Below are 19,392 nucleotides of genomic sequence, written 5' to 3'. Positions count from 1 at the left end.
CTCAAAAGACGACCAGAGATGGGGACGGGCATGGCCGACGGACGCGGAACTGCTACTGCGGGTGGAGAGAACCTGCTTTTCCTGACGGATGAACAATTGCGTCAGGGGATCGAGGCGATGTTCTTTGCCTATCGCGGGTTCACCGCCGACCCGGATCGCATCCTGTCAGATATGGCTTACGGCCGGGCACATCACCGCGCGATCCACTTCATCAACCGCGCGCCCGGCACGACGGTCAACAACCTGCTCAACATTCTTGGCGTAACAAAACAATCCCTGAACCGCGTATTGCGCACACTAATCGAAGACGGGCTTGTCGAAAGCCGGGTCGGGAAAACTGACAAACGGGAACGACACCTACACCTGACTGAAGACGGTCGCGCGCTTGAAGGGCGGCTGTCAGATGCGCAGCGCGCACGGATGCGAGCCGCTTTCCGCGATGCAGGACCGGAGGCAGTGGCGGGCTTTCGCACCGTGCTCGAGGCAATGATGGACACGGAAATGCATCGAACCTATCAAAGACTGAAGGAGAGCGGTGCATGACTGAATTCGACACCCACCTGTTAATCGTCGATGACGACGAACGCATCCGTAGCCTGCTGCAGAAGTTCCTGATGCGGAACGGATTTCTGGTGACGGCCGCACGTGATGCCGCCCATGCACGACGGGTGCTATCGGGGCTCGATTTCGACATGATCGTGCTTGATGTCATGATGCCGGGCGAGGATGGGCTGAGCCTCTGTCGCAGCTTACGCGAGACACACGCGACGCCTATCTTGCTACTCACTGCCAAAGGTGAAACCGAAAACCGGATCGAAGGGTTGGAGGCCGGCGCCGACGACTACCTTCCCAAACCGTTCGAACCCAAAGAGCTTTTACTGCGCATCAACGCCATCCTGCGCCGTGTGCCCGATGTGGCACCGGAAGAGGCGGCCCCGAAAATTCTGACCCTCGGTCCCATCCGCTACGACATGGAGCGGGGCGAGATGTGGCAGGGCGAAGACCTCGTGCGCCTCACGGCAACCGAAATGCAGCTGATGAAGCTCTTTTCCGCCAAGCCGGGCGAAGCCATCAGCCGCGCCAAGCTGGTCGAAGACCTTGGCCGCGACCGTGGGCAGGCGCAGGAGCGTGCCGTTGATGTTCAGATCACACGTCTGCGGCGCAAGATCGAAAGCAACCCGAAACAACCCCGCTACCTGCAAACCGTGCGCGGCGCAGGCTACATGCTCGCACCGGATTGACCGTAAGGCGGATTTTAATCCGCCTTACTCAACAACCCAACGGGACGCACTCCAATGGCAACAGCCCTCCTGACACATGCGGACGGTCTCCTGCACGTCACGCCCACCGGAATGCCCGAACAAGTGGCACGACTGGATTACATACAGCGCGCTCTTACCGACCTCGACCTGATCCGAGTCGATCCACCCGTTGCCGACGATGCGTCCATCGCGCTCTGCCACCCGCAGGACTACATCGACTTCGTGCGGTCAAAGGTCCCCACCGATGGCTTTGCTGGTCTCGACCGGGAAACCGATGCCGAAACCTTCCTCTCCCCCACCTCCGAAAACGCCATCTGGCGCGCGGCCGGGGGCGCGGTCAAAGCCGTCGACATGGTGCTGGACGATGAAGTCCAGAACGCCTTTGTCGCCATGCGCCCGCCCGGGCACCACGCGGAACAATCTCTACCGATGGGGTTTTGCATCTTCGGCAATGTCGCCATCGCGGCCAAACACGCACTGGAAATACATGGCCTCGACCGTGTGGCCGTTGTCGATTTTGATGTGCATCACGGTAACGGCACACAGGCTCTATTGCAGGACGATCCCCGCGCGCTGGTCATCACCTCACAACAAATGCCGCTCTGGCCCGGCACCGGAGCAGCATCAGATCGCGGCCCACACGGCACCGTCCTGAACATCCCGCTTGCCCCGCACACAGACGGCAACCACGCCATCGCGGAATACAAACGGCAGGTCATCCCCGCGCTGATCAAGCATCGACCAGAGCTCATCCTGATCTCCGCCGGGTTCGATGCGCATCAGGACGACCCGCTGGCCCAACTCAACTGGACGGCAGACACCTACACCCGCCTCACCGACATGCTGACAGAAACTGCACAAGCCCTATGCAAAGGCCGGGTGGTGTCGGTTCTCGAAGGGGGTTATGATCTGGACGCGTTGGCCGCTTGCGCCCGCGCCCATGTCCAATCGCTGATAAAGGCCGCCCAATGACTGACCGCCCCGTTGACGAAATGAGCTTCGAAGAAGCGATGGCCGAACTGGAACAGGTGCTGGGCCAGCTTGAACGGGGTGATGTGGCGCTGGACGATTCGATCAAGCTCTATGAACGCGGCGCGGCATTGAAGGCCCGGTGCGAAACCAAGCTGAAAGAGGCCGAAGAGAAGGTGGCTGCCATCACGTTGGACGGTGACGGCAACCCAACCGGGCTGAAACCTGCGAGCGATCTGTAATCCATGTTCCGCCAACGGCTGACGGATGCCGCGACCGCCATTCAGGCGCGGTTCAACGCCGTTCTTGGCGATCTCGACCGCGTGCCTGTGGTCGATGCCATGGCCCACGCCACCAACGGTGGAAAGCGGCTGCGCGGATTCATGGTGCTGGAAAGCGCACGGCTGCATGAAATAGACCCTAACAAGGCAATTTGGCCCGCGTGCGCCATCGAAGCGCTGCACGCCTATTCCCTCGTTCACGACGATCTGCCCTGCATGGACGACGATGACCTGCGCCGGGGCGAACCCACGGTTCACGTCAAATGGGACGAGGCCACAGCCGTGCTTGCAGGCGACGCGCTACAGACATTGGCCTTTGAACTGGCGACACGCCACGAGGTTGGCCCCGGTGATGTCCGCGCCGATCTTGCTCAATCCCTCGCCAAGGCGTCAGGCGCGCAGGGTATGGTCCTGGGCCAAGCCCTAGACATCGCGGCCGAAACCGCTGACACGCCCTTGACCCTTGATCAGATCACCGCCCTGCAACGCGGCAAAACCGGTGCGCTGATCGAATGGTCCGCCACCGTAGGTGCACGCATGGCCCAAGCGGACCTTACACCGCTCCAGACCTACGCCCGCTCGCTCGGCCTCGCCTTCCAGATTGCCGACGATGTGCTCGATGTCACCAGCGATGCAGATACGATGGGCAAGGCCACGGGCAAGGATGCCGATGCGGGCAAAGCCACCTTCGTATCCCTGCTCGGACTGGACGAGGCGAAACGCCGCGCTGACCAACTCGTGACCGAAGCCTGTGACGCCTTACATGTATATAACGCGGACGCTGATACATTGCGGGACGCTGCCCGCTTTGTCGTGACGCGCAACAGCTAGAGAGCCAATGTCAGACCGCCCCAACACCCCGCTTCTCGACACCGTGCACCGCCCCGCGGACCTGAAACGCTTTTCAGACGCGCAACTCCGGCAAGTCGCTGACGAAGTGCGCGCCGAAACGGTGTCTGCCGTGTCCGTGACAGGTGGGCACCTTGGCGCAGGGCTTGGCGTGGTCGAATTGACCGTGGCCCTGCACGCCGTGTTCGACACACCGCGCGACAAGCTGGTGTGGGATGTGGGCCACCAATGCTACCCCCATAAAATCCTGACCGAACGCCGCGACCGCATCCGCACCCTGCGGATGAAGGATGGCCTCAGCGGCTTCACCAAGCGCAGCGAGTCGCCCTATGACCCGTTTGGGGCCGCCCACTCGTCGACCTCGATCAGCGCCGCATTGGGTTTTGCCGTCGCGCGCGATCTGGGCGGACAACCGCCCGAAGGGTCCGGCGATGCGATTGCAGTTATCGGCGACGGATCGATGAGCGCGGGCATGGCCTATGAAGCGCTGAACAACGCCGGCCACTTGGGCAAACGCCTGTTCGTGATCCTGAACGACAACGAAATGTCCATCGCCCCGCCCGTCGGTGCAATGTCGTCCTACCTGTCGCGGCTATACGCCCAAAACCCGTTCCAGGACCTCAAGGCCGCCGCCAAAGGTGCCGTAAGCCTGCTACCAGAACCCTTCCGCGAAGGGGCCAAGCGGGCCAAGGACATGCTCAAGGGTATGGCCGTCGGTGGCACATTGTTCGAAGAACTGGGGTTCAGCTACCTTGGCCCCATCGATGGGCACGACATGGACCAGCTGCTGCCCGTTCTGCGCACGGTCAAGGAACGGGCCACCGGCCCCATCCTGATCCACGTGCTGACCAAGAAGGGCAAAGGATACGCCCCCGCCGAAACCGCCCGCGACAAGGGGCATGCTACGGCCAAGTTCGACGTGATCACCGGCGAACAGAAAAAGGCGCCCAGCAACGCGCCCAGCTACACCAAAGTGTTCGCTGAACACCTGATCAAGCAGGCCGAAACGGATGACAAGATTTGCGCCGTGACCGCCGCGATGCCGGACGGCACCGGTCTCAACCTCTTTGCCGAACGCTACCCCAGCCGCTGCTTTGACGTCGGCATCGCCGAGCAACATGGCGTGACCTTCTCGGCCGCCCTCGCCGCTGGCGGGATGAAACCCTTCTGCGCGATCTACTCGACCTTCCTGCAACGCGGCTACGACCAGGTGGTGCACGACGTGGCAATCCAACGCCTGCCCGTGCGCTTTGCCATAGATCGCGCAGGCCTCGTGGGCGCGGATGGAGCGACCCATGCCGGTGCGTTTGACGTCGCCTACCTGTCCAACCTGCCGGGCTTCACCGTCATGGCAGCGGCAGACGAGGCGGAACTGGCCCATATGGTCGCCACCGCTGCCGCCCATGACGATGGCCCCATCGCCTTCCGTTTCCCACGGGGCGAAGGCACCGGGGTCGACATGCCGGAACGCGGTGAGCCGCTTGAGATCGGCAAGGGCCGCATGATCCAAGCGGGCAAGGGCGTCGCGCTTTTGTCCTTCGGAACCCGGCTGGAAGAGGTGCAAAAGGCCGCGGAAAACCTGACGGCAAAGGGGATCACCCCCACCATCGCCGATGCCCGCTTTGCCAAGCCGCTTGACCGTGATCTGATCCTTGAGCTTGCCGCCAATCACGAGGCCCTGATCACTATCGAAGAGGGCGCAGTGGGCGGCTTCGGCAGCCATGTGGCCCAACTTCTGGCCGAGGAGGGCGTGTTCGACACCGGGCTCAAGTACCGCTCCATGGTCCTGCCCGACATCTTCATCGATCAGGCCGGCCCCGCAGACATGTACGCCGTCGCAGGCATGAACGCCGAACAGATCGAAGCAAAGGTGCTGAACGTACTTGGCGTAACGTCAATCGGCGAAGCACGCGCCTAAGGCTTGCGTGAAACAAGGGGCTTCGGCCAAGCTATGTGTCACCAAACGTGTAGGTGACGCATGAACATCCACAGCCACCCCGTCCTGCTCTATCGCTGGGTCGTTTTTCTTCTGGCGGCGGGCTACTGCCTGCACCAACTGATCCTCGGATCATGGGGCGGCGCGGGCGGACCCTTTCGCTACCTGACCATCTGGGCGCTGTTCTTGTCGTTCTACGCCGCCAGCCGGATGCTGGCGCTCAGCGAACACAGGATCACCCGCAAGCACGAGGTGACGGCGATGTGCGCCGCCGCGCTGAATGTCATGGTCGTGTTTCTCTATTGGCGTCTCTACCTTGCCGATCCCTCTCTGGTGAATGGCGGCAATCCGATCATCTGGTGGCTTGAATACTACCTGCACGCCTTGGGTCCCCTGCTCCAGATCATCGACGCGCTGTTCATCGGGGCGGTGTTCCGCAAAGTCTGGCGGGCAGCACTGCCGATGGTGGTCATCATCGCAGCATATGTCGCGTGGTCGGAACTGTTCGTGCAGCGGTTCAACGACAAGCCGACAGGCACCGTCACCAGCGGGCTGCCCTACCCTTTCCTCAACTCAATGGAATGGGCAGAACGGTCCACATTCTATGGCGCGAATGCAGCGATTGCCCTGGGCCTGCTGGTCGTCTTCGGGGTTGTCGGCGCGGTGCTCTACCGGGTCAGGCGCCCTCAGGCCGCCGCCTGAGCCAGCCATAAAACAGCCAACACCTGTGCGGCCACCGCAATGTGCCCGGCCAGCACGTACATCCCGTCATGCGTCAGCAAGCCAAAGGCCATCAGCGCCAACGCGCCCGCACCAAAGGACGTGACAAAGGGAAAGAACTCAAGGAACGGCCACTGTAGCGGCATGGCCATGCACAGCATCAGGGTCACAAGCCGCAGCGGATGACGCGTCAGGATGCGCAGACGCGGATGCGAGTGACGGTCGATCCAGGCCGCAGGACGGCGCAACCATCCCGTCGCAATGTGCAACCGTTCGGCCCGCACGCGCCGGTTCCGCAAGAAGGGCGGCAACCAAAGCTGTTTACGACCCACGGCCGCCTGTAAAATCAGGGTCAGCAAGATCAGCGAAGACAAGGTGGGCATGCCCGGTATCCCGGACAGGGGTGACACCAACAGGATCGACACGATCAACACAATGGGCATGATCGACTGTTCGCCAATCGCATCCAGGATATCCTGAACCGAAACGACCTCTCCGCCGCCAGCCTCATCGACCGCATCCAGAAGATGCGTCAGCGTGCGGGGATCGTCGCCGGTCATTCCGATTGCTTCAACAAGGCCGTCAAACCAACCTTGTATGTCGGGTACAACAGTTTCACGCCCAGCTCGTCCTTGATGCGATCATTCCGCACCCGCTTGCTCTCAGCATAAAAGCTGCGGGCCATCGGCGTCATCTCGGCCGTTTCAAAATCCTCGGCTGGCGGGGTCGGCAGCCCCAACAACTGCGCCGCATATTCAATGACATCCTGTGGCGGGGCTGGATCATCATCACAGACATTATAGGCCGTGCCCGGTGCAGGCCTTGCAATGGATGCAGCAACGATTTCGGCAATGTCCTCCACATGGGTGCGCGAAAAGACCTGGTTCGGCTTGATGATGCGCCGCGCCGTGCCCGCCCGCACCTTGGCAAAGGGGCCGCGCCCCGGGCCATAAATGCCAGCCAGACGAAAGATGTGCACCGGCAATCCAGGTATCGCCTGCCACGCCGCCTCCGCATCCTTGCGCCACTGTCCACGACGGGTGGAGGGGCTTAGCGGCGTGTCTTCGTCCACCCATTCCCCGCCATGATCACCGTAGACACCAGTGGTCGACAAATAGCCCACCCACTCGAACTGATCCGCACGGGCGCGTATCTGGTCCCCAACCGCGCGCAAGACCGGATCACCCTCGGCATCCGGCCCCGCCGAAATCAGCAGATGCGTCGCGGACCTGATCGCATCACTCACATCATCATCGGGAAAGATCAGCGGCTCCACCCCCGTCGCGGTCAAAGCCGCCGCCTTGTCGGCGCTTCGGGTGGTCCCGATCACCCGCCAACCCTGCGGGATCAGCAGTTCTGTCAGTGCCTTGGCGGAATAGCCGTGGCCAAAAGAAAGCAAAGTCTTCGTCATGCCCCATAGGTGGCGCGCACGCGGGCTGCACACAAGCCCCTTGCAAAGCATGTCGCAGGCCCGCCTAATCACCAGATGGCAGATGATCCTTCCCTCGACAGCGCCTATGCGCTCGAAACGCCCGAGGACTCGGTGCAGCTCTATTCCGCGTGGGCAGACACCTATGACAGCGATTTTGCCCGAAACAGTGACTACATTCTGCATGAACAGGTGGCGCGGCACTTCGTGAACACCGGTGGGTTCGGGCCGGTTTTGGACGTAGGCGCAGGCACGGGCCTGTGCGGCGCAGCGCTGGCCGCGCGTGGGACTGAACCAATAGACGGGACCGATATCTCAGCCGACATGCTGCAGATGGCAGCGGCCAAGGACATCTACCGCACAACGCGCGTTGAAAACATACTTGAGGGCTTGGACACACCTGACGGTCCGTATCAGGGAGCCATCAGCTCGGGCACCTTCACTAACGGGCATGTAGGACCGGAAGGGATCGACGCGGTCATCGCAGCGGTGCGTCCGCGCGGCTGGATCGTTCTGTCAGTGAACGCACAGCACTTCACGGCGTCCGGGTTCGACGCAAAACTGACCGCGTTAGAGCCTGGTATCGAAGACCTCAGCCTAACCGAGGTTCCCATCTACGGCGCGGGCGCAACAGGCGACCATGCACAGGACACGGCACTTCTGGTCGCCTTCCGCCGCGCCTAGTCCTTGTCGAAAAACGGGGTGACCTGCGCGACGATAACGGCATTCTCGTCCAGCGCGCGCTGCATCAACGCCCGTTCTTCACCGTCGATCTCATGCCCTTCGGCCAATCGCTCATCCAGCGTGCCATAGCCGGTCACATCCAGGGGTGCGGTATCGGCCTGCTTGAGCAGCGCAACAGTCTCCCGCACGGCCTCAGCCTCGTCCACACCGCTGGCAAAACACATCAGCGCGGCGCCGGTCGCACCATCAGGCAGACCATCACCGTCCTTGCGCCCGATCTGCACCAGTAGGGTAAAGACCTGTTGCGGCTTTTTGGGCTTGTTGGGCTTATCAGTCACGCAACAGCTCGTTGATCGACGTTTTGGAGCGTGTCCGCTCGTCCACGCGCTTCACGATGACAGCACAGTACAGGTTGATCCCGTTCTTCGACGGCATCGACCCAGCCACGACAACAGAACCCGAAGGCACTTCGCCATACATGATCTCACCACTTTCGCGGTCCACGATCTTGGTCGACTGGCCGATGAACACGCCCATGCCCAGAACCGAGCCCTCGCGCACAATACAGCCCTCCACCACTTCCGAACGGGCACCGATAAAGCAGTTGTCTTCAATGATGGTCGGCCCGGCCTGCATTGGCTCCAACACGCCGCCGATGCCCACGCCACCCGACAGGTGCACGTTCTTGCCGATCTGCGCGCAGGACCCAACGGTGGCCCACGTATCGACCATGGTGCCTTCGTCCACGTAAGCGCCCAGGTTCACAAAGGACGGCATCAGCACCACACCCGGCGCGATAAAGGCGGACTTGCGTACAACGCAATTCGGCACGGCCCGGAAACCAGCCGTCTTCCACTGGTTGTCGCCCCAGCCTTTGAACTTGCTGTCAACCTTGTCCCACCAGCCGCCACCTTGCGGGCCGCCATCCTGCTGTTCCATGTCCTTGATGCGGAAGCCCAGCAACACAGCCTTCTTGGCCCACTGGTTCACATGCCAGTCGCCGCTGTCCTGCTTCTCAGCGACACGCAGGCTACCGCTGTCCAGCGCATTCAGCGTGTCTTCGATCGCCTCGCGCGTCTCGCCCCTGGTGGCGGGCGTGATGGTGTCGCGGGCGTCCCACGCGGCTTCGATAGCGGTTTCCAGCTGGGCGTTGGACATCGGAATCTCCCCTGATTGATCGCGGCGCTTAGACAACAATCCGTGGCCCCATGCAATCATATCTGGGCAATGCCCGCATGGCACGCTACGCCTAGTCCAAGCTGACAGGAGCAGACAGAATGAAAGACGATCACCGCAGCCCATTCCGTGACGCGTACACAGACCGCAAAGCGGCCGAGGGTGCGCCCGACACGCCACAGACCCGGTCGCCCGCGTATCCACTGGCCTTCGCAGATCCGGAATTCCTGTGTCGGGACGAACTGCGCCCCGTCCGGCTGCAGCTTGAACTGCTCAAGCCCGAGATGATGATGAATGAACAGGGAATCGAGTCGACCATCGTCCTGTTCGGCGGCGCGCGCATCCCCGACCCGGTGAACAAGGACGACGCACGCACCCAGACACTGGCCGACCTGTCGTCTTTCTATGACGAGGCGCGCAGCTTTTCCCGGCTAATGACAGAAAAGTCGATTGAAAGCGGCGGCCGGGAAAACGTCATCGTCACAGGCGGCGGCCCCGGCGTGATGGAGGCGGGCAACCGCGGGGCGGTCGACGCAGGCGGGCACTCCATCGGGCTCAACATCGTGCTGCCCTTTGAACAGGCGCCCAATCACTACGTGACACCGGATCTGAGCTTCAACTTCCACTACTTCGCCATCCGCAAGATGCACTTCCTGATGCGGGCACGCGCGATCTGCGTCTTTCCCGGCGGGTTCGGCACATTGGATGAGCTTTTTGAATCCCTCACTCTAATCCAAACAGGCCGGATGGAACGCATCCCTTTCCTGCTGTTCGGCAAGGCATTCTGGGAGAAAATCATCAATTGGGATGCGCTGTCAGACGCCGGCACGATCTCGGCCGACGATCTGGACTTGTTTCGCTTCGTGGACAGCGCAGAGGAAGCGATTGACGTAATCGACAACTGGGGGCCGACCACCAAGCGCGGTGAAGTCCCCGGTCGGTAACAACAGCCCGGTCCTGGCCGCGCGAAACGCGACCAACATAATAGTATCTTGCGTTCAGGCTGCGAGTTCGGTGGGCAGTTTGCAGACAGCCACACGATGCGGCAGCGTTTCCACAACGTCACCGGCCTCGGTTTCACGAATGCAATAGCCATACCCGGCCAGCCGGTGCATCCACTCACGACGCGACAGCGCCTGGCTGCGCTCGCGGCTTACAAGGTCCAAAACCTGCGCTTCTTGAAAGCGGTCTTGTGCAAAAATCATCGACATAACAGTCACTCCATTCCCTTTTCCCTGAGCCTGTCATGCCAACGCACCATGGCGCCATTGGCGCGCAAACAGGAAAAGATTGTGACCATTTCGCGAACAGTTACACGCATGCGTTGTCAAGAACGCCATGTTTTCCGGAAACTTGGCGGGCCAACGCAGGTCGAAAGGTGCCACTTTGGAAACAAACCCAGTCGTCTGGACCCGACGAAATGGAATGGAGCACCTGCCGAGTGGCCGAACTAACCGTTCAATCCGGCCTCCGCCGCAATTTCCTTGCGGCTCTTGCGTGCGCGTTCGGTCGCCGACTTCAACTGACCACAGGCCGCCAGAATATCCTCGCCCCGCGGGGTGCGGATCGGGCTTGCGTAGCCCGCGTTGTAAATAATGTTGGCAAAGGCGCGAATGCGATTGTTCGACGACCGCTTGTAGGGCGCGCCGGGCCATTCGTTGAACGGGATCAGGTTCACCTTGGCCGGAATACCCTCCAGCAACTTCACCAGCCGATGTGCATCTGCGTCCGTATCGTTCACACCATCCAGCATCACGTATTCAAAGGTGATCCGTTCTGAATTGCGCCCGCGCGGATAGGCTTTCAAGGCCTCAAGCAGCGCCTCGATATTCCACCGCTTGTTGATCGGGACAAGCTTGTTCCGCACATCATCGGTGGTGGCATGGAAAGACACGGCAAGCTGGCAGCCAATCTCGTTCGCAGTGCGCTCAATCTCCGGCACGACGCCTGACGTACTCAACGTGATCCGACGACGGGACAACTGAATGCCTTCTTCGTCCATCGCAATCTTCATCGCGTCGCGCACGTTCTCAAAGTTATACAGCGGCTCGCCCATGCCCATCAGCACGATGTTCGACAACAGCCGCGTCTCATCTTTCGGCGCGCCGGGCACCGGCCACTCATCCAGATCATCGCGCGCCATCATCACCTGGCCCACGATCTCCGCCGATGTCAGGTTGCGCACCAGCTTTTGCGTGCCGGTATGGCAGAACGAACAGGTCAACGTGCAACCCACTTGCGAGCTCACACACAACGTCCCGCGATCTTCCTCAGGAATGTAGACGACCTCGACCTCATGCCCACCGGCAATACGGACCAACCACTTGCGCGTGCCGTCAACGCTCACCTGCTTCGACACAACCTCGGGGATCTCGATAACAAACTTCTCTGCCAACGCGGCGCGATACACCTTGGACAGGTTCGTCATCGCATCAAAATCACGCACGCCCCATTGATAGATCCATTGCCAGATCTGCCCAACGCGCATCTTGGCCTGCTTTTCCGGCGTGCCATGAGCGATCAACACATCCCGCAATTGCGGACGGGTCAGACCAACAAGGTTCACAGGTCCCTCCGGCAGTTTCCGGGGGATCGTCAAAACATCCTGCGTGATCGGCGCGTCAGCCATGGCTCTATCCATAATTGGGGTGATGCGCCCCTATATAGGAAAAGCAGGGGCAATCAAAAGGATTCGCCCAAATGAAAAAAGAGCAGCGGCCCAAACCACTGCTCTTTCTTCTGGCTTGAAATACCTCGGGGGTCTGGGGGCTGGCCCCCAGACCGACATCTCACTCAGCCGCAACCGTTTTTTTCGGTTCCCACGCAAACGGGGCAAAGGCCGCATCGGTCGGTGTCTCAAACAGCGCATTGGTAAAGTTGGACATCACCTTCTGCGCATAGATCAGAACGGTGTCGAGGATCGCGCGCTCGCCATACCCGGCAGCTTCGAACGCCGCGATGGCATCCGCACCCGGTCGACCATGGGTGTCACGGATGGCCAGCGTAAAGGTGCGCAGCGCTTCCAGCTTGGCGGGCAATGGTGTTTCGTCCCGCAGAGCGTTCACGACATCCTCGTTGATCTTCTCCATCTTTGCGATGCCGGTATGCGCGGGCACGCAATAGTGACAGGCGTTGGCGACATTCACAGTCATCCAAACCACGGTCCGCTCTTCGGGGGTAAAGGCGGTGCCGTTGATCGCAAGGCGGTGCAGGTGCTGATATCCTTCCAGCAGACCGGGGCTTTCCGCCATCACGCCATGCAGGCTGGGCAGACGGCCAAAGGCCTTGATCGAGTTTTCCAGCAAGGGCTTCGAGGCGTCGGGGGCCGTCTCAAGCGTGTGAACCGTTGTTGTGACCATGGTGATCTCCTTTTTGCGTTAGGACGCAGTGGGAGATAGTAAGGTACCGTACAGTTCCAAACTGCGGAGATAGCCAAAGGGGCCGTGCATCACTGCACAGCCCCTCTCGGTCTTGTGAATTGCAATTGCGCGGGAAATCAGCCGCCGCAGCGCGCCTCGGCATCCTCAACCGCAGCCGTGAAGCCCAGTAACGAAAACGTATCCTTGGTTGTGGTGCCGCGGCTGGAAATCCCGGTGACGACCGCCTCGGCGCCACGCTTCATCGCGGTGACAATCTTGGAATCATCCGCAGCCGTTGCAGGCCAAGCCCATTCACCTTCGGTGAACAGTTCAAACTCGTTGCCACTGATATTCACGTTCACGGTCGATCCGGACCGGAACGGATACCCGCCGGTAAAAGCCAACTGGCCCTTGGCCTCCGCGCTCGGACGATAGAACACCATCAGCAGGATCTGCCCACGCGTGGCCGCCACAACGCGGCCTTCGCGGGTGTTGATCACTTCCTTGGGCGTTGCCACACCCCAGCATTCTGTCGGGTTATCCTCGACAAAAACGCTCCAATCGGTTTTCGCCGCAACGCGGTTCGTGCTCTGATCCTGGGCAACGGCCGTTCCCGCAATAAGCGAGAGTGCGCCGACCAAACCGATAACTGTCTTCCTAAATGCCATAACCACAGCCTCCAAGCTGTCCGAAACCTCAATACCTGCACCGTCCCCGGGCGCGCCGTTTTCAGCGCATTCTCTTGCAAGGGCGGCGTTTCTTCTCGACAAGTGGCACATTAGCGCGAAACGCGCGACGCAGGAAAGATTAATTGGCAGGAAATCGCCAAGAAGTGAGGGAAAGATGACGCATCCTGCCCATGGGGCGGTCACACTGGCCGAAATCTGGCGCGGAGCCTTCCTCGAAAGCGCGCATCAGGGCCACGCGGTGGTCTGTGACGACAGCGGCCAGATCGTTGAGGCATGGGGTGTGCCCGAAACGGTCGTGCTGCCCCGCTCATCCGCAAAAATGGTCCAGGCCCTGCCCCTTCTGGAAAGTGGCGCGGCTGCGGCGCACAGCCTGACGCCCGAACACCTGGCCCTTGCCTGTGCCTCACATCAAGGTGCCCCGATACATACGAACAAGGTCGGCGCGTGGCTGTCCGCCATCGGATGTGCAGATGACGATTTCAAATGCGGCCCGCAGGAATCGCGCGATAACGCAGAGCGCAACGCCATGATCCGTGCAGGTGAAAAACCCTGCCGCATCCACAACAACTGCTCCGGCAAACACACGGGTTTCCTCACGCTCGCCAAACACTTGGGCGCAGGCGCCGACTATGTTGACCCCGACCACGCGGTGCAAAAGGCGTGCCTTGAGGCGTTCGAACGCACCACAGGCGAAACCTCCCCCGGCTTCGGCATCGACGGTTGCTCGGCCCCCAACTTCGCCTGCACACTGCACGGCATGGCCCGCGCCATGGCTCATTTCGCCAGCGCCGACGCGGACAGCGCCGAAGGGCAGTTGCGCCAAGCCATGGGTGCCCACCCGGACCTCGTCGCGGGCGAGGGACACGCCTGCACCCGCCTGATGCGCGCCATGAATGGCAAAGTGGCAATCAAGACCGGGGCCGAAGGGTTTTTCGTCGCGATTCTGCCAGAGCAAAAAATGGGCGTCGCGCTCAAGATCGCAGATGGTGCAACCCGCGCCGCCGAATGCGCCATCGCGCAAATCCTAGTCCGGCTCGGCACACTGGATCCGAACCACCCCGAGGCACTCGCTTACACCAGCGCACCCATACGCAACTGGGACGGCTTGGAAACCGGCCACATGCGCGCCGCACCCACCCTACTCTAGGGCGGAGGACACCTCCGCCTTACATCTCAACAATCGGCGCGACCTCGATCGAGCCAGATCCGTTAGCGACAATCGGGCACCCCTTCGCCATCTCGCAAGCAGCTTCAGGCGTGTCAGCCCGCACAATGGTGTAACCGGAAATGGGATTGGCCCCGCCATCCCCGGCAACCCCCGACGCGCTGACAGTCATCGACTGCCCCACCGGATTGCCACCGTTCACAACGGCCGCGCCCATACCCTCGAACCACTTACCCCAAGCCGCCATGGCCTTCTGGCCCTCTTCCTCGGTCTCGGGAATCGTCCCTCCATGATAGGCAAAAATGAAATCCGGCATCCCGGTCCCTCCCTGTTGGCTGGGTCCAGAATACCACGATTCGTGGCATACCGTTTCTTCTGACTGCAAATACCACGGGGTGAGGCCGCAAGGCCGAGGGGCAGAGCCCCTTTCAAACGCTTACAAATTCAGACCGCGCATAGCCCTGAAGGTATAACAGCGCCGTCAGATCGCCGAAGTTCACCCGCACATCACATTGTGCCGCCACAGCAGGTTTTGCGTGCAAGGCCACACCCAATCCAGCACGCCCCAACATCTTGAGGTCATTGGCCCCATCACCGACGGCCAGCACGTCGTCTTCGGACAGACCGAGGCGTCCGGTAATCTCTTCCAACGCATCCACCTTGGCCTGCTGCCCCAGGATCGGCACACCAACCTCACCAGTCAGCACGCCGCCTGCGGCCAGCAACGTATTCGCCCGGTTCTCATCGAACCCCAACTTGGCCGCAACAGCCGCGGTAAAGGCGGTAAACCCACCCGACACCAGTGCGGCATAAGCCCCATGCGCCTTCATGGTCGCCAACAAAGTCGGGCCACCGGGCATCAGGGTGATGCGCTCCTCCAGAACCTGACCAATCACGTCTTCAGGCAAATCCTTCAGCAACCCCACCCGCTCCCGGATCGCGGCTTCAAAGTTCAACTCGCCATTCATGGCGCGGGCCGTAATTTCCTTCACCCGGTCGCCAACCCCGGCCACATCCGCCAGCTCGTCGATGCACTCCTGCTGGATCATGGTGCTGTCCATGTCGGCCAGCAGCATCCTCTTGCGGCGGCCCTCCATCGGCAGGATCACCAGATCAACACCCATCTTCTGCACATCCGCCCAGACATCCCACCGATTGTCCGGGATGGATGGCAGGGAAAAGGCCGCCGCCTCATCCACGGCCAGCCATTGAACGTCGCCACCGCCCCACGCATTGCGCAGATTGTCGATCAAAGCTGGGTCCAGCGCAGGGTTGGCGGGATCCGTTAACAGGGTGCAAACAAACATGGGGGGTCCGTTTCCGATACGCGACGCGGATGTCGCAAATAAATGTTCAAGCGGCGCTATAGCCCCGCATTCCCGGTTGCACCACCCCGCCTGCACCCGTAAATGCGGCGGTGGGACACCCTTCCCCAACGAAGGGCGAATATCTGTAAGGATAACATCAATGGCTACCACTGCTCCGGCCACGCGGCCGGCAAATCCGCGTTTTTCCTCTGGCCCTTGCGCCAAACCCCCCACACATACCTTGACCGCTCTGGCCGACGCGCCTCTTGGCCGCTCGCACCGTGCTGCCGAAGGCAAGGCGAAGCTGAAGCAAGCGATCGAAGAGACACGCGAGATCCTCGGCGTCCCCGCTGACTACAAGATCGGCATCGTACCCGCCTCCGACACGGGCGCCTATGAAATGGCGATGTGGTCGCTCTTGGGCGAACGGCACGCCGAGATGGTTGCTTGGGAAAGCTTCGGCGCGGGCTGGGTCACGGACGTGGCCAAGCAGTTGAAAATCGAACACACCGTTCACACTGCCGACTATGGGCAGATCGTGGATATGGCCGCCCTGAATTACGACCACGATGTCTGCTTCACCTGGAACGGCACGACCTCGGGCGTACGGATGGCAAATGGCGACGCGATCCCGGCGGACCGCGCAGGTCTGACGCTCTGCGACGCAACCTCCGCTGCCTTCGCAATGGACCTGCCTTGGGACAAGCTCGATGTCACAACGTTCTCTTGGCAAAAGGTGCTGGGTGGCGAAGCAGCCCACGGCATGCTGATCCTCAGCCCCCGCGCCGTGGCCCGGCTGGAAAGCTACACGCCCGCATGGCCACTGCCGAAAATCTTCCGCCTGACCAAAGGTGGCAAGCTGATCGAAGGGATTTTTGTTGGCGAAACCATCAACACACCGTCGATGCTCGCGGTCGAGGATTACCTGTTCTCCCTGAAATGGGCGCGCGAAGTGGGTAGCCTGCAGGGGCTGATCGCCCGCGCAGACGCCAACGCCCAAGCGGTTTTTGACTTCTGCGACGCACACGACTGGATCGACAACCTCGCCGTTGATCCTGCCACACGCTCGACCACTTCAGTCTGCCTCAAGTTCACCGACGACCGGATCACCGACGGTGCTGCGTTCGCCAAGGCCGTCGCCAAGCGGCTCGCGGATGAAAACGTGGCCCTAGACATCGGCGCCTACCGCGACGCCCCTCCGGGCCTGCGCATCTGGTGCGGCGGAACCGTTGAAACCGGCGATATCGAAGCGATGCTGCCTTGGCTGGCATACGCGTTCGACGCAGAAATCAGTGGTCTTTCGGACGCAGCCTGATGGCTTTTGACGATCCATTGATCCAGCAGATGCTGGCCTTTGTCGAAGGCATTGGAATCCCGGTGCGGGCAACAGAACTGCCCGACACCACGTTCCTGCCTGGCCTCGACATCCGCGACGGGGCGCTGTGCATTGACGCAGCACGCCTCACCTATCCCGGCGACATCCTGCACGAAGCAGGCCATATCGCTGTCGCGGACGAAGAGCGGCGCAACCAGCCGACCTTCAAGCCGACCAAGGCCGAGGAAATGGCGGCCATGGCCTGGTCCTTTGCCGCTGTGCGTCACCTCGGCCTGCCACCTGAAACCGTGTTTCACGGTGACGGGTACCAGGGTGGATCCGGCAACCTGCTTGAGGCGTTCGAGCAAGGCAACGGACCCGGCGTACCCCTGCTGGGCTGGCTTCGGCTGACAACTGACCCGAATGCACCCGACGCAACCGGCAAACGCTGCTTTCCCAACATGGACCGCTGGGTCCGGTGATCGCTGAACCGCAATGATAAATCGGCCCGCAAAGGGCCGACACACATCCCCAATACGCGGCAACGTCCGCAAAAAACCTGGAGCCTCACATGCCCAAAGTACTCATCTCCGACAAGCTGTCAGACGCCGCTGTCCAAATCTTCCGCGACCGCGGGATCGAGGTCGATTTCGAACCCGATCTCGGCAAGGACAAAGACAAGCTGGCCGAAGTGATCGGCCAGTATGACGGCCTCGCCATCCGGTCGGCGACCAAGGTGACACCGACGATCCTGAAGAACGCGACCAACCTCAAGGTCATCGGCCGTGCAGGCATCGGCACCGACAACATCGACAAGGACGCGGCCTCCAAAAAGGGCGTGATCGTCATGAACACGCCCTTCGGCAACATGATCACGACGGCCGAACACGCCATCGCGATGATGTTCGCCGTCGCACGGCAAATTCCCGAAGCCAGCTCCTCCACCCACGCGGGCAAATGGGAAAAGTCCAAGTTCATGGGCACCGAATTGACAGGCAAGACCCTTGGCGTGATCGGCGCGGGCAACATCGGTGGCATCGTCTGCGACCGTGCCCGTGGGCTGAAAATGAAGGTCCTCGCCTATGACCCCTTCCTGGGGGAAGAGAAAGCCGACAAGATGGGCGTTGAAAAGGTCGAGCTTGAGGACCTGATCAAGCGCGCCGACTTCATCACGCTGCACGTGCCCAAGACCGAGCAGACGGCCAACATGATCACCGCAGAACGCATCGCCATGATGAAACCTGGTGTCCGTATCATCAACTGCGCGCGCGGCGGCCTCGTAGACGAAGCGGCCCTCGCCGAAGCGCTCAAATCCGGCCACGTGGCCGGTGCGGCCTTTGACGTCTTTGCCGAAGAACCCGCCAAGGAAAACGCGCTCTTCAACCTACCCAACGTCGTCGTCACGCCCCACCTCGGCGCCGCGACAACCGAAGCGCAGGAAAACGTAGCCCTGCAGGTGGCAGAGCAGATGGCGAACTACTTGCTCACTGGGGCGGTCGAAAACGCACTCAACATGCCATCGGTCACAGCGGAAGAGGCGAAAGTCATGGGCCCATGGGTCAAGCTCGCCGGTCACTTGGGCAGCTTCACCGGCCAGATGACGGACGAGCCGATCAAGGCGATCAACATCCTCTATGATGGTGTCGTGTCCGAAATGAACCTCGACGCGCTGAACTGCGGCGTGATCGCGGGCATCATGAAGCGCGCCAACCCGGACGTGAACATGGTCTCGGCCCCTGTGGTCGCCAAGGAACGTGGTATCCAGATCAGCACCACGAACCAGGACCAGTCCGGTGCCTTCGAAGGGTACATCAAGATCACCGTCGTCACCGACAAGCGCGAACGCTCCGTCGCGGGCACCGTGTTCTCGGATGGCAAACCGCGCTTCATCCAGATCAAGGGCATCAACATCGATGCCGAGATCGGGGCCAACATGCTCTACACCACGAACGAGGACGTGCCGGGCATCATCGGCCTTCTGGGCAACACGATGGGCAAGAACGGCGTGAACATCGCGAACTTTACCCTTGGCCGTGCAGCCATCGCGGGCGAAGCCATCGCGCTGCTCTATGTCGACGATCCGATCCCCACGGACGTGCTGAAAACACTCGAGGGGACAGGCATGTTCACGCAGGTCAAACCGCTGGCCTTCGACGTGGCTTGACCTGGGCCTGACCCGGGCCTGACCCGGGCCTGACGCGCAGGGCGGAGGACACCTCCGCCTTACGATTGTCACCGAACTGAACTAAAG

The 19,392-nt window shown here is 61.2% G+C and carries 23 protein-coding genes; 13 read left to right on the top strand and 10 right to left on the bottom strand.

From position 1 onward, the window contains the following. Positions 1-30 precede the first annotated feature (30 nt). The 7 genes from Q1A51_RS16845 to Q1A51_RS16815 are packed head-to-tail and all read left to right on the top strand — an operon-like array spanning position 31 to position 5,999. Positions 31-543: a MarR family transcriptional regulator gene (locus tag Q1A51_RS16845; protein WP_299203547.1), complete on the top strand. Its 513-nt coding sequence runs from the start codon at positions 31-33 to the stop codon at positions 541-543. Further along, the gene (locus Q1A51_RS16840; RefSeq protein ID WP_299203544.1) at positions 540-1,241 is read left to right on the top strand and encodes a response regulator; all 702 of its coding nucleotides are present in this window, start codon (positions 540-542) and stop codon (positions 1,239-1,241) included. Before Q1A51_RS16845 ends, Q1A51_RS16840 begins: the two co-directional genes overlap by 4 nt. A 54-nt stretch (positions 1,242-1,295) precedes the next feature. Beyond that, complete coding sequence (locus Q1A51_RS16835) at positions 1,296-2,234, top strand: histone deacetylase family protein (protein WP_299600951.1); 939 nt, start codon at positions 1,296-1,298, stop codon at positions 2,232-2,234. Then, positions 2,231-2,473, top strand: coding sequence for an exodeoxyribonuclease VII small subunit (locus tag Q1A51_RS16830; RefSeq protein ID WP_299600948.1), 243 nt, complete (start codon positions 2,231-2,233; stop codon positions 2,471-2,473). The genes Q1A51_RS16835 and Q1A51_RS16830 overlap by 4 nt, the downstream gene beginning before the upstream one ends. Before the next feature lie 3 nt (positions 2,474-2,476). After that, the gene (locus Q1A51_RS16825) at positions 2,477-3,343 is read left to right on the top strand and encodes a polyprenyl synthetase family protein (protein WP_299600946.1); all 867 of its coding nucleotides are present in this window, start codon (positions 2,477-2,479) and stop codon (positions 3,341-3,343) included. Positions 3,344-3,350: 7 nt separating this feature from the next. After that, positions 3,351-5,279 carry a 1-deoxy-D-xylulose-5-phosphate synthase gene (gene dxs, locus Q1A51_RS16820; protein ID WP_299600944.1) on the top strand — a complete coding sequence of 643 codons (1,929 nt, stop codon included), beginning with the start codon at positions 3,351-3,353 and terminating at the stop codon, positions 5,277-5,279. 60 nt (positions 5,280-5,339) lie between these two features. Further along, positions 5,340-5,999 carry a hypothetical protein gene (locus Q1A51_RS16815; protein ID WP_299600941.1) on the top strand — a complete coding sequence of 220 codons (660 nt, stop codon included), beginning with the start codon at positions 5,340-5,342 and terminating at the stop codon, positions 5,997-5,999. Here Q1A51_RS16815 and Q1A51_RS16810 read toward each other — a convergent pair. Next, positions 5,984-6,577, bottom strand: a complete 594-nt coding sequence (locus Q1A51_RS16810) for an exopolysaccharide biosynthesis protein (RefSeq protein WP_299600938.1) — start codon at positions 6,575-6,577, stop codon at positions 5,984-5,986. The genes Q1A51_RS16815 and Q1A51_RS16810 overlap by 16 nt on opposite strands. Continuing rightward, positions 6,574-7,428 carry an SDR family oxidoreductase gene (locus Q1A51_RS16805; RefSeq protein ID WP_299600935.1) on the bottom strand — a complete coding sequence of 285 codons (855 nt, stop codon included), beginning with the start codon at positions 7,426-7,428 and terminating at the stop codon, positions 6,574-6,576. The genes Q1A51_RS16810 and Q1A51_RS16805 overlap by 4 nt, the downstream gene beginning before the upstream one ends. Positions 7,429-7,503: 75 nt before the next feature. On the opposite strand from Q1A51_RS16805, the gene Q1A51_RS16800 reads away from it, so the two are divergent. Further along, entirely contained in the window at positions 7,504-8,130 is a 627-nt protein-coding gene (locus Q1A51_RS16800) for a class I SAM-dependent methyltransferase (RefSeq protein ID WP_299600932.1), read from the top strand. Here Q1A51_RS16800 and Q1A51_RS16795 read toward each other — a convergent pair. Continuing rightward, entirely contained in the window at positions 8,127-8,468 is a 342-nt protein-coding gene (locus tag Q1A51_RS16795; protein ID WP_299600929.1) for a hypothetical protein, read from the bottom strand. The genes Q1A51_RS16800 and Q1A51_RS16795 overlap by 4 nt on opposite strands. Continuing rightward, complete coding sequence (gene dapD, locus Q1A51_RS16790) at positions 8,461-9,288, bottom strand: 2,3,4,5-tetrahydropyridine-2,6-dicarboxylate N-succinyltransferase (RefSeq protein WP_299600926.1); 828 nt, start codon at positions 9,286-9,288, stop codon at positions 8,461-8,463. The genes Q1A51_RS16795 and dapD overlap by 8 nt, the downstream gene beginning before the upstream one ends. 119 nt (positions 9,289-9,407) lie before the next feature. Here dapD and Q1A51_RS16785 point away from each other — a divergent pair, with 119 nt between their 5' ends. Continuing rightward, positions 9,408-10,250 (top strand): TIGR00730 family Rossman fold protein, encoded by an 843-nt coding sequence (locus Q1A51_RS16785; RefSeq protein WP_299600923.1) that lies wholly within the window; start codon positions 9,408-9,410, stop codon positions 10,248-10,250. Positions 10,251-10,304: 54 nt separating this feature from the next. Here the strand turns inward: Q1A51_RS16785 and Q1A51_RS16780 are convergent, their stop codons facing one another. The 4 genes from Q1A51_RS16780 to Q1A51_RS16765 all read right to left on the bottom strand — a co-directional run bounded on the left by Q1A51_RS16780 (position 10,305) and on the right by Q1A51_RS16765 (position 13,333). Continuing rightward, a complete protein-coding gene (locus Q1A51_RS16780) occupies positions 10,305-10,517 on the bottom strand; it encodes a hypothetical protein (protein ID WP_299600920.1) in 213 nt (70 codons plus the stop codon). 239 nt (positions 10,518-10,756) lie between these two features. Continuing rightward, positions 10,757-11,935 carry a 23S rRNA (adenine(2503)-C(2))-methyltransferase RlmN gene (rlmN, locus tag Q1A51_RS16775; protein ID WP_299600917.1) on the bottom strand — a complete coding sequence of 393 codons (1,179 nt, stop codon included), beginning with the start codon at positions 11,933-11,935 and terminating at the stop codon, positions 10,757-10,759. Positions 11,936-12,095: 160 nt separating this feature from the next. Then, positions 12,096-12,665 carry a carboxymuconolactone decarboxylase family protein gene (locus tag Q1A51_RS16770; protein ID WP_299600915.1) on the bottom strand — a complete coding sequence of 190 codons (570 nt, stop codon included), beginning with the start codon at positions 12,663-12,665 and terminating at the stop codon, positions 12,096-12,098. A gap of 137 nt (positions 12,666-12,802) precedes the next feature. Further along, positions 12,803-13,333: an invasion associated locus B family protein gene (locus Q1A51_RS16765; RefSeq protein ID WP_299203500.1), complete on the bottom strand. Its 531-nt coding sequence runs from the start codon at positions 13,331-13,333 to the stop codon at positions 12,803-12,805. 175 nt (positions 13,334-13,508) lie between these two features. Here Q1A51_RS16765 and Q1A51_RS16760 point away from each other — a divergent pair, with 175 nt between their 5' ends. Then, on the top strand, positions 13,509-14,501 hold the full coding sequence (locus Q1A51_RS16760; RefSeq protein WP_299600910.1) for an asparaginase: 993 nt from the start codon (positions 13,509-13,511) through the stop codon (positions 14,499-14,501). A 19-nt stretch (positions 14,502-14,520) separates the two neighbouring features. On the opposite strand, the gene Q1A51_RS16755 is transcribed toward Q1A51_RS16760, so the two are convergent. Beyond that, positions 14,521-14,835 (bottom strand): YciI family protein, encoded by a 315-nt coding sequence (locus Q1A51_RS16755; protein WP_299600907.1) that lies wholly within the window; start codon positions 14,833-14,835, stop codon positions 14,521-14,523. A 112-nt stretch (positions 14,836-14,947) separates the two neighbouring features. Beyond that, the gene (serB, locus tag Q1A51_RS16750) at positions 14,948-15,826 is read right to left on the bottom strand and encodes a phosphoserine phosphatase SerB (RefSeq protein ID WP_299600904.1); all 879 of its coding nucleotides are present in this window, start codon (positions 15,824-15,826) and stop codon (positions 14,948-14,950) included. A gap of 160 nt (positions 15,827-15,986) precedes the next feature. Here serB and Q1A51_RS16745 point away from each other — a divergent pair, with 160 nt between their 5' ends. From Q1A51_RS16745 to serA, 3 genes are all read left to right on the top strand, one after another. Further along, complete coding sequence (locus Q1A51_RS16745; protein ID WP_299600901.1) at positions 15,987-17,141, top strand: phosphoserine transaminase; 1,155 nt, start codon at positions 15,987-15,989, stop codon at positions 17,139-17,141. Beyond that, entirely contained in the window at positions 17,141-17,623 is a 483-nt protein-coding gene (locus tag Q1A51_RS16740; protein WP_299600898.1) for a hypothetical protein, read from the top strand. Before Q1A51_RS16745 ends, Q1A51_RS16740 begins: the two co-directional genes overlap by 1 nt. Positions 17,624-17,712: 89 nt before the next feature. After that, positions 17,713-19,305 carry a phosphoglycerate dehydrogenase gene (serA, locus tag Q1A51_RS16735; RefSeq protein WP_299600895.1) on the top strand — a complete coding sequence of 531 codons (1,593 nt, stop codon included), beginning with the start codon at positions 17,713-17,715 and terminating at the stop codon, positions 19,303-19,305. The last annotated feature ends 87 nt before the right edge of the window (positions 19,306-19,392 follow it).

Source organism: uncultured Tateyamaria sp. (genome assembly GCF_947496075.1).
Classification (GTDB): Bacteria; Pseudomonadota; Alphaproteobacteria; order Rhodobacterales; family Rhodobacteraceae; genus Tateyamaria.
The sequence above is the reverse complement of the archived record's forward strand: the minus strand, read 5'-3'. Positions and strand labels throughout refer to the sequence as shown.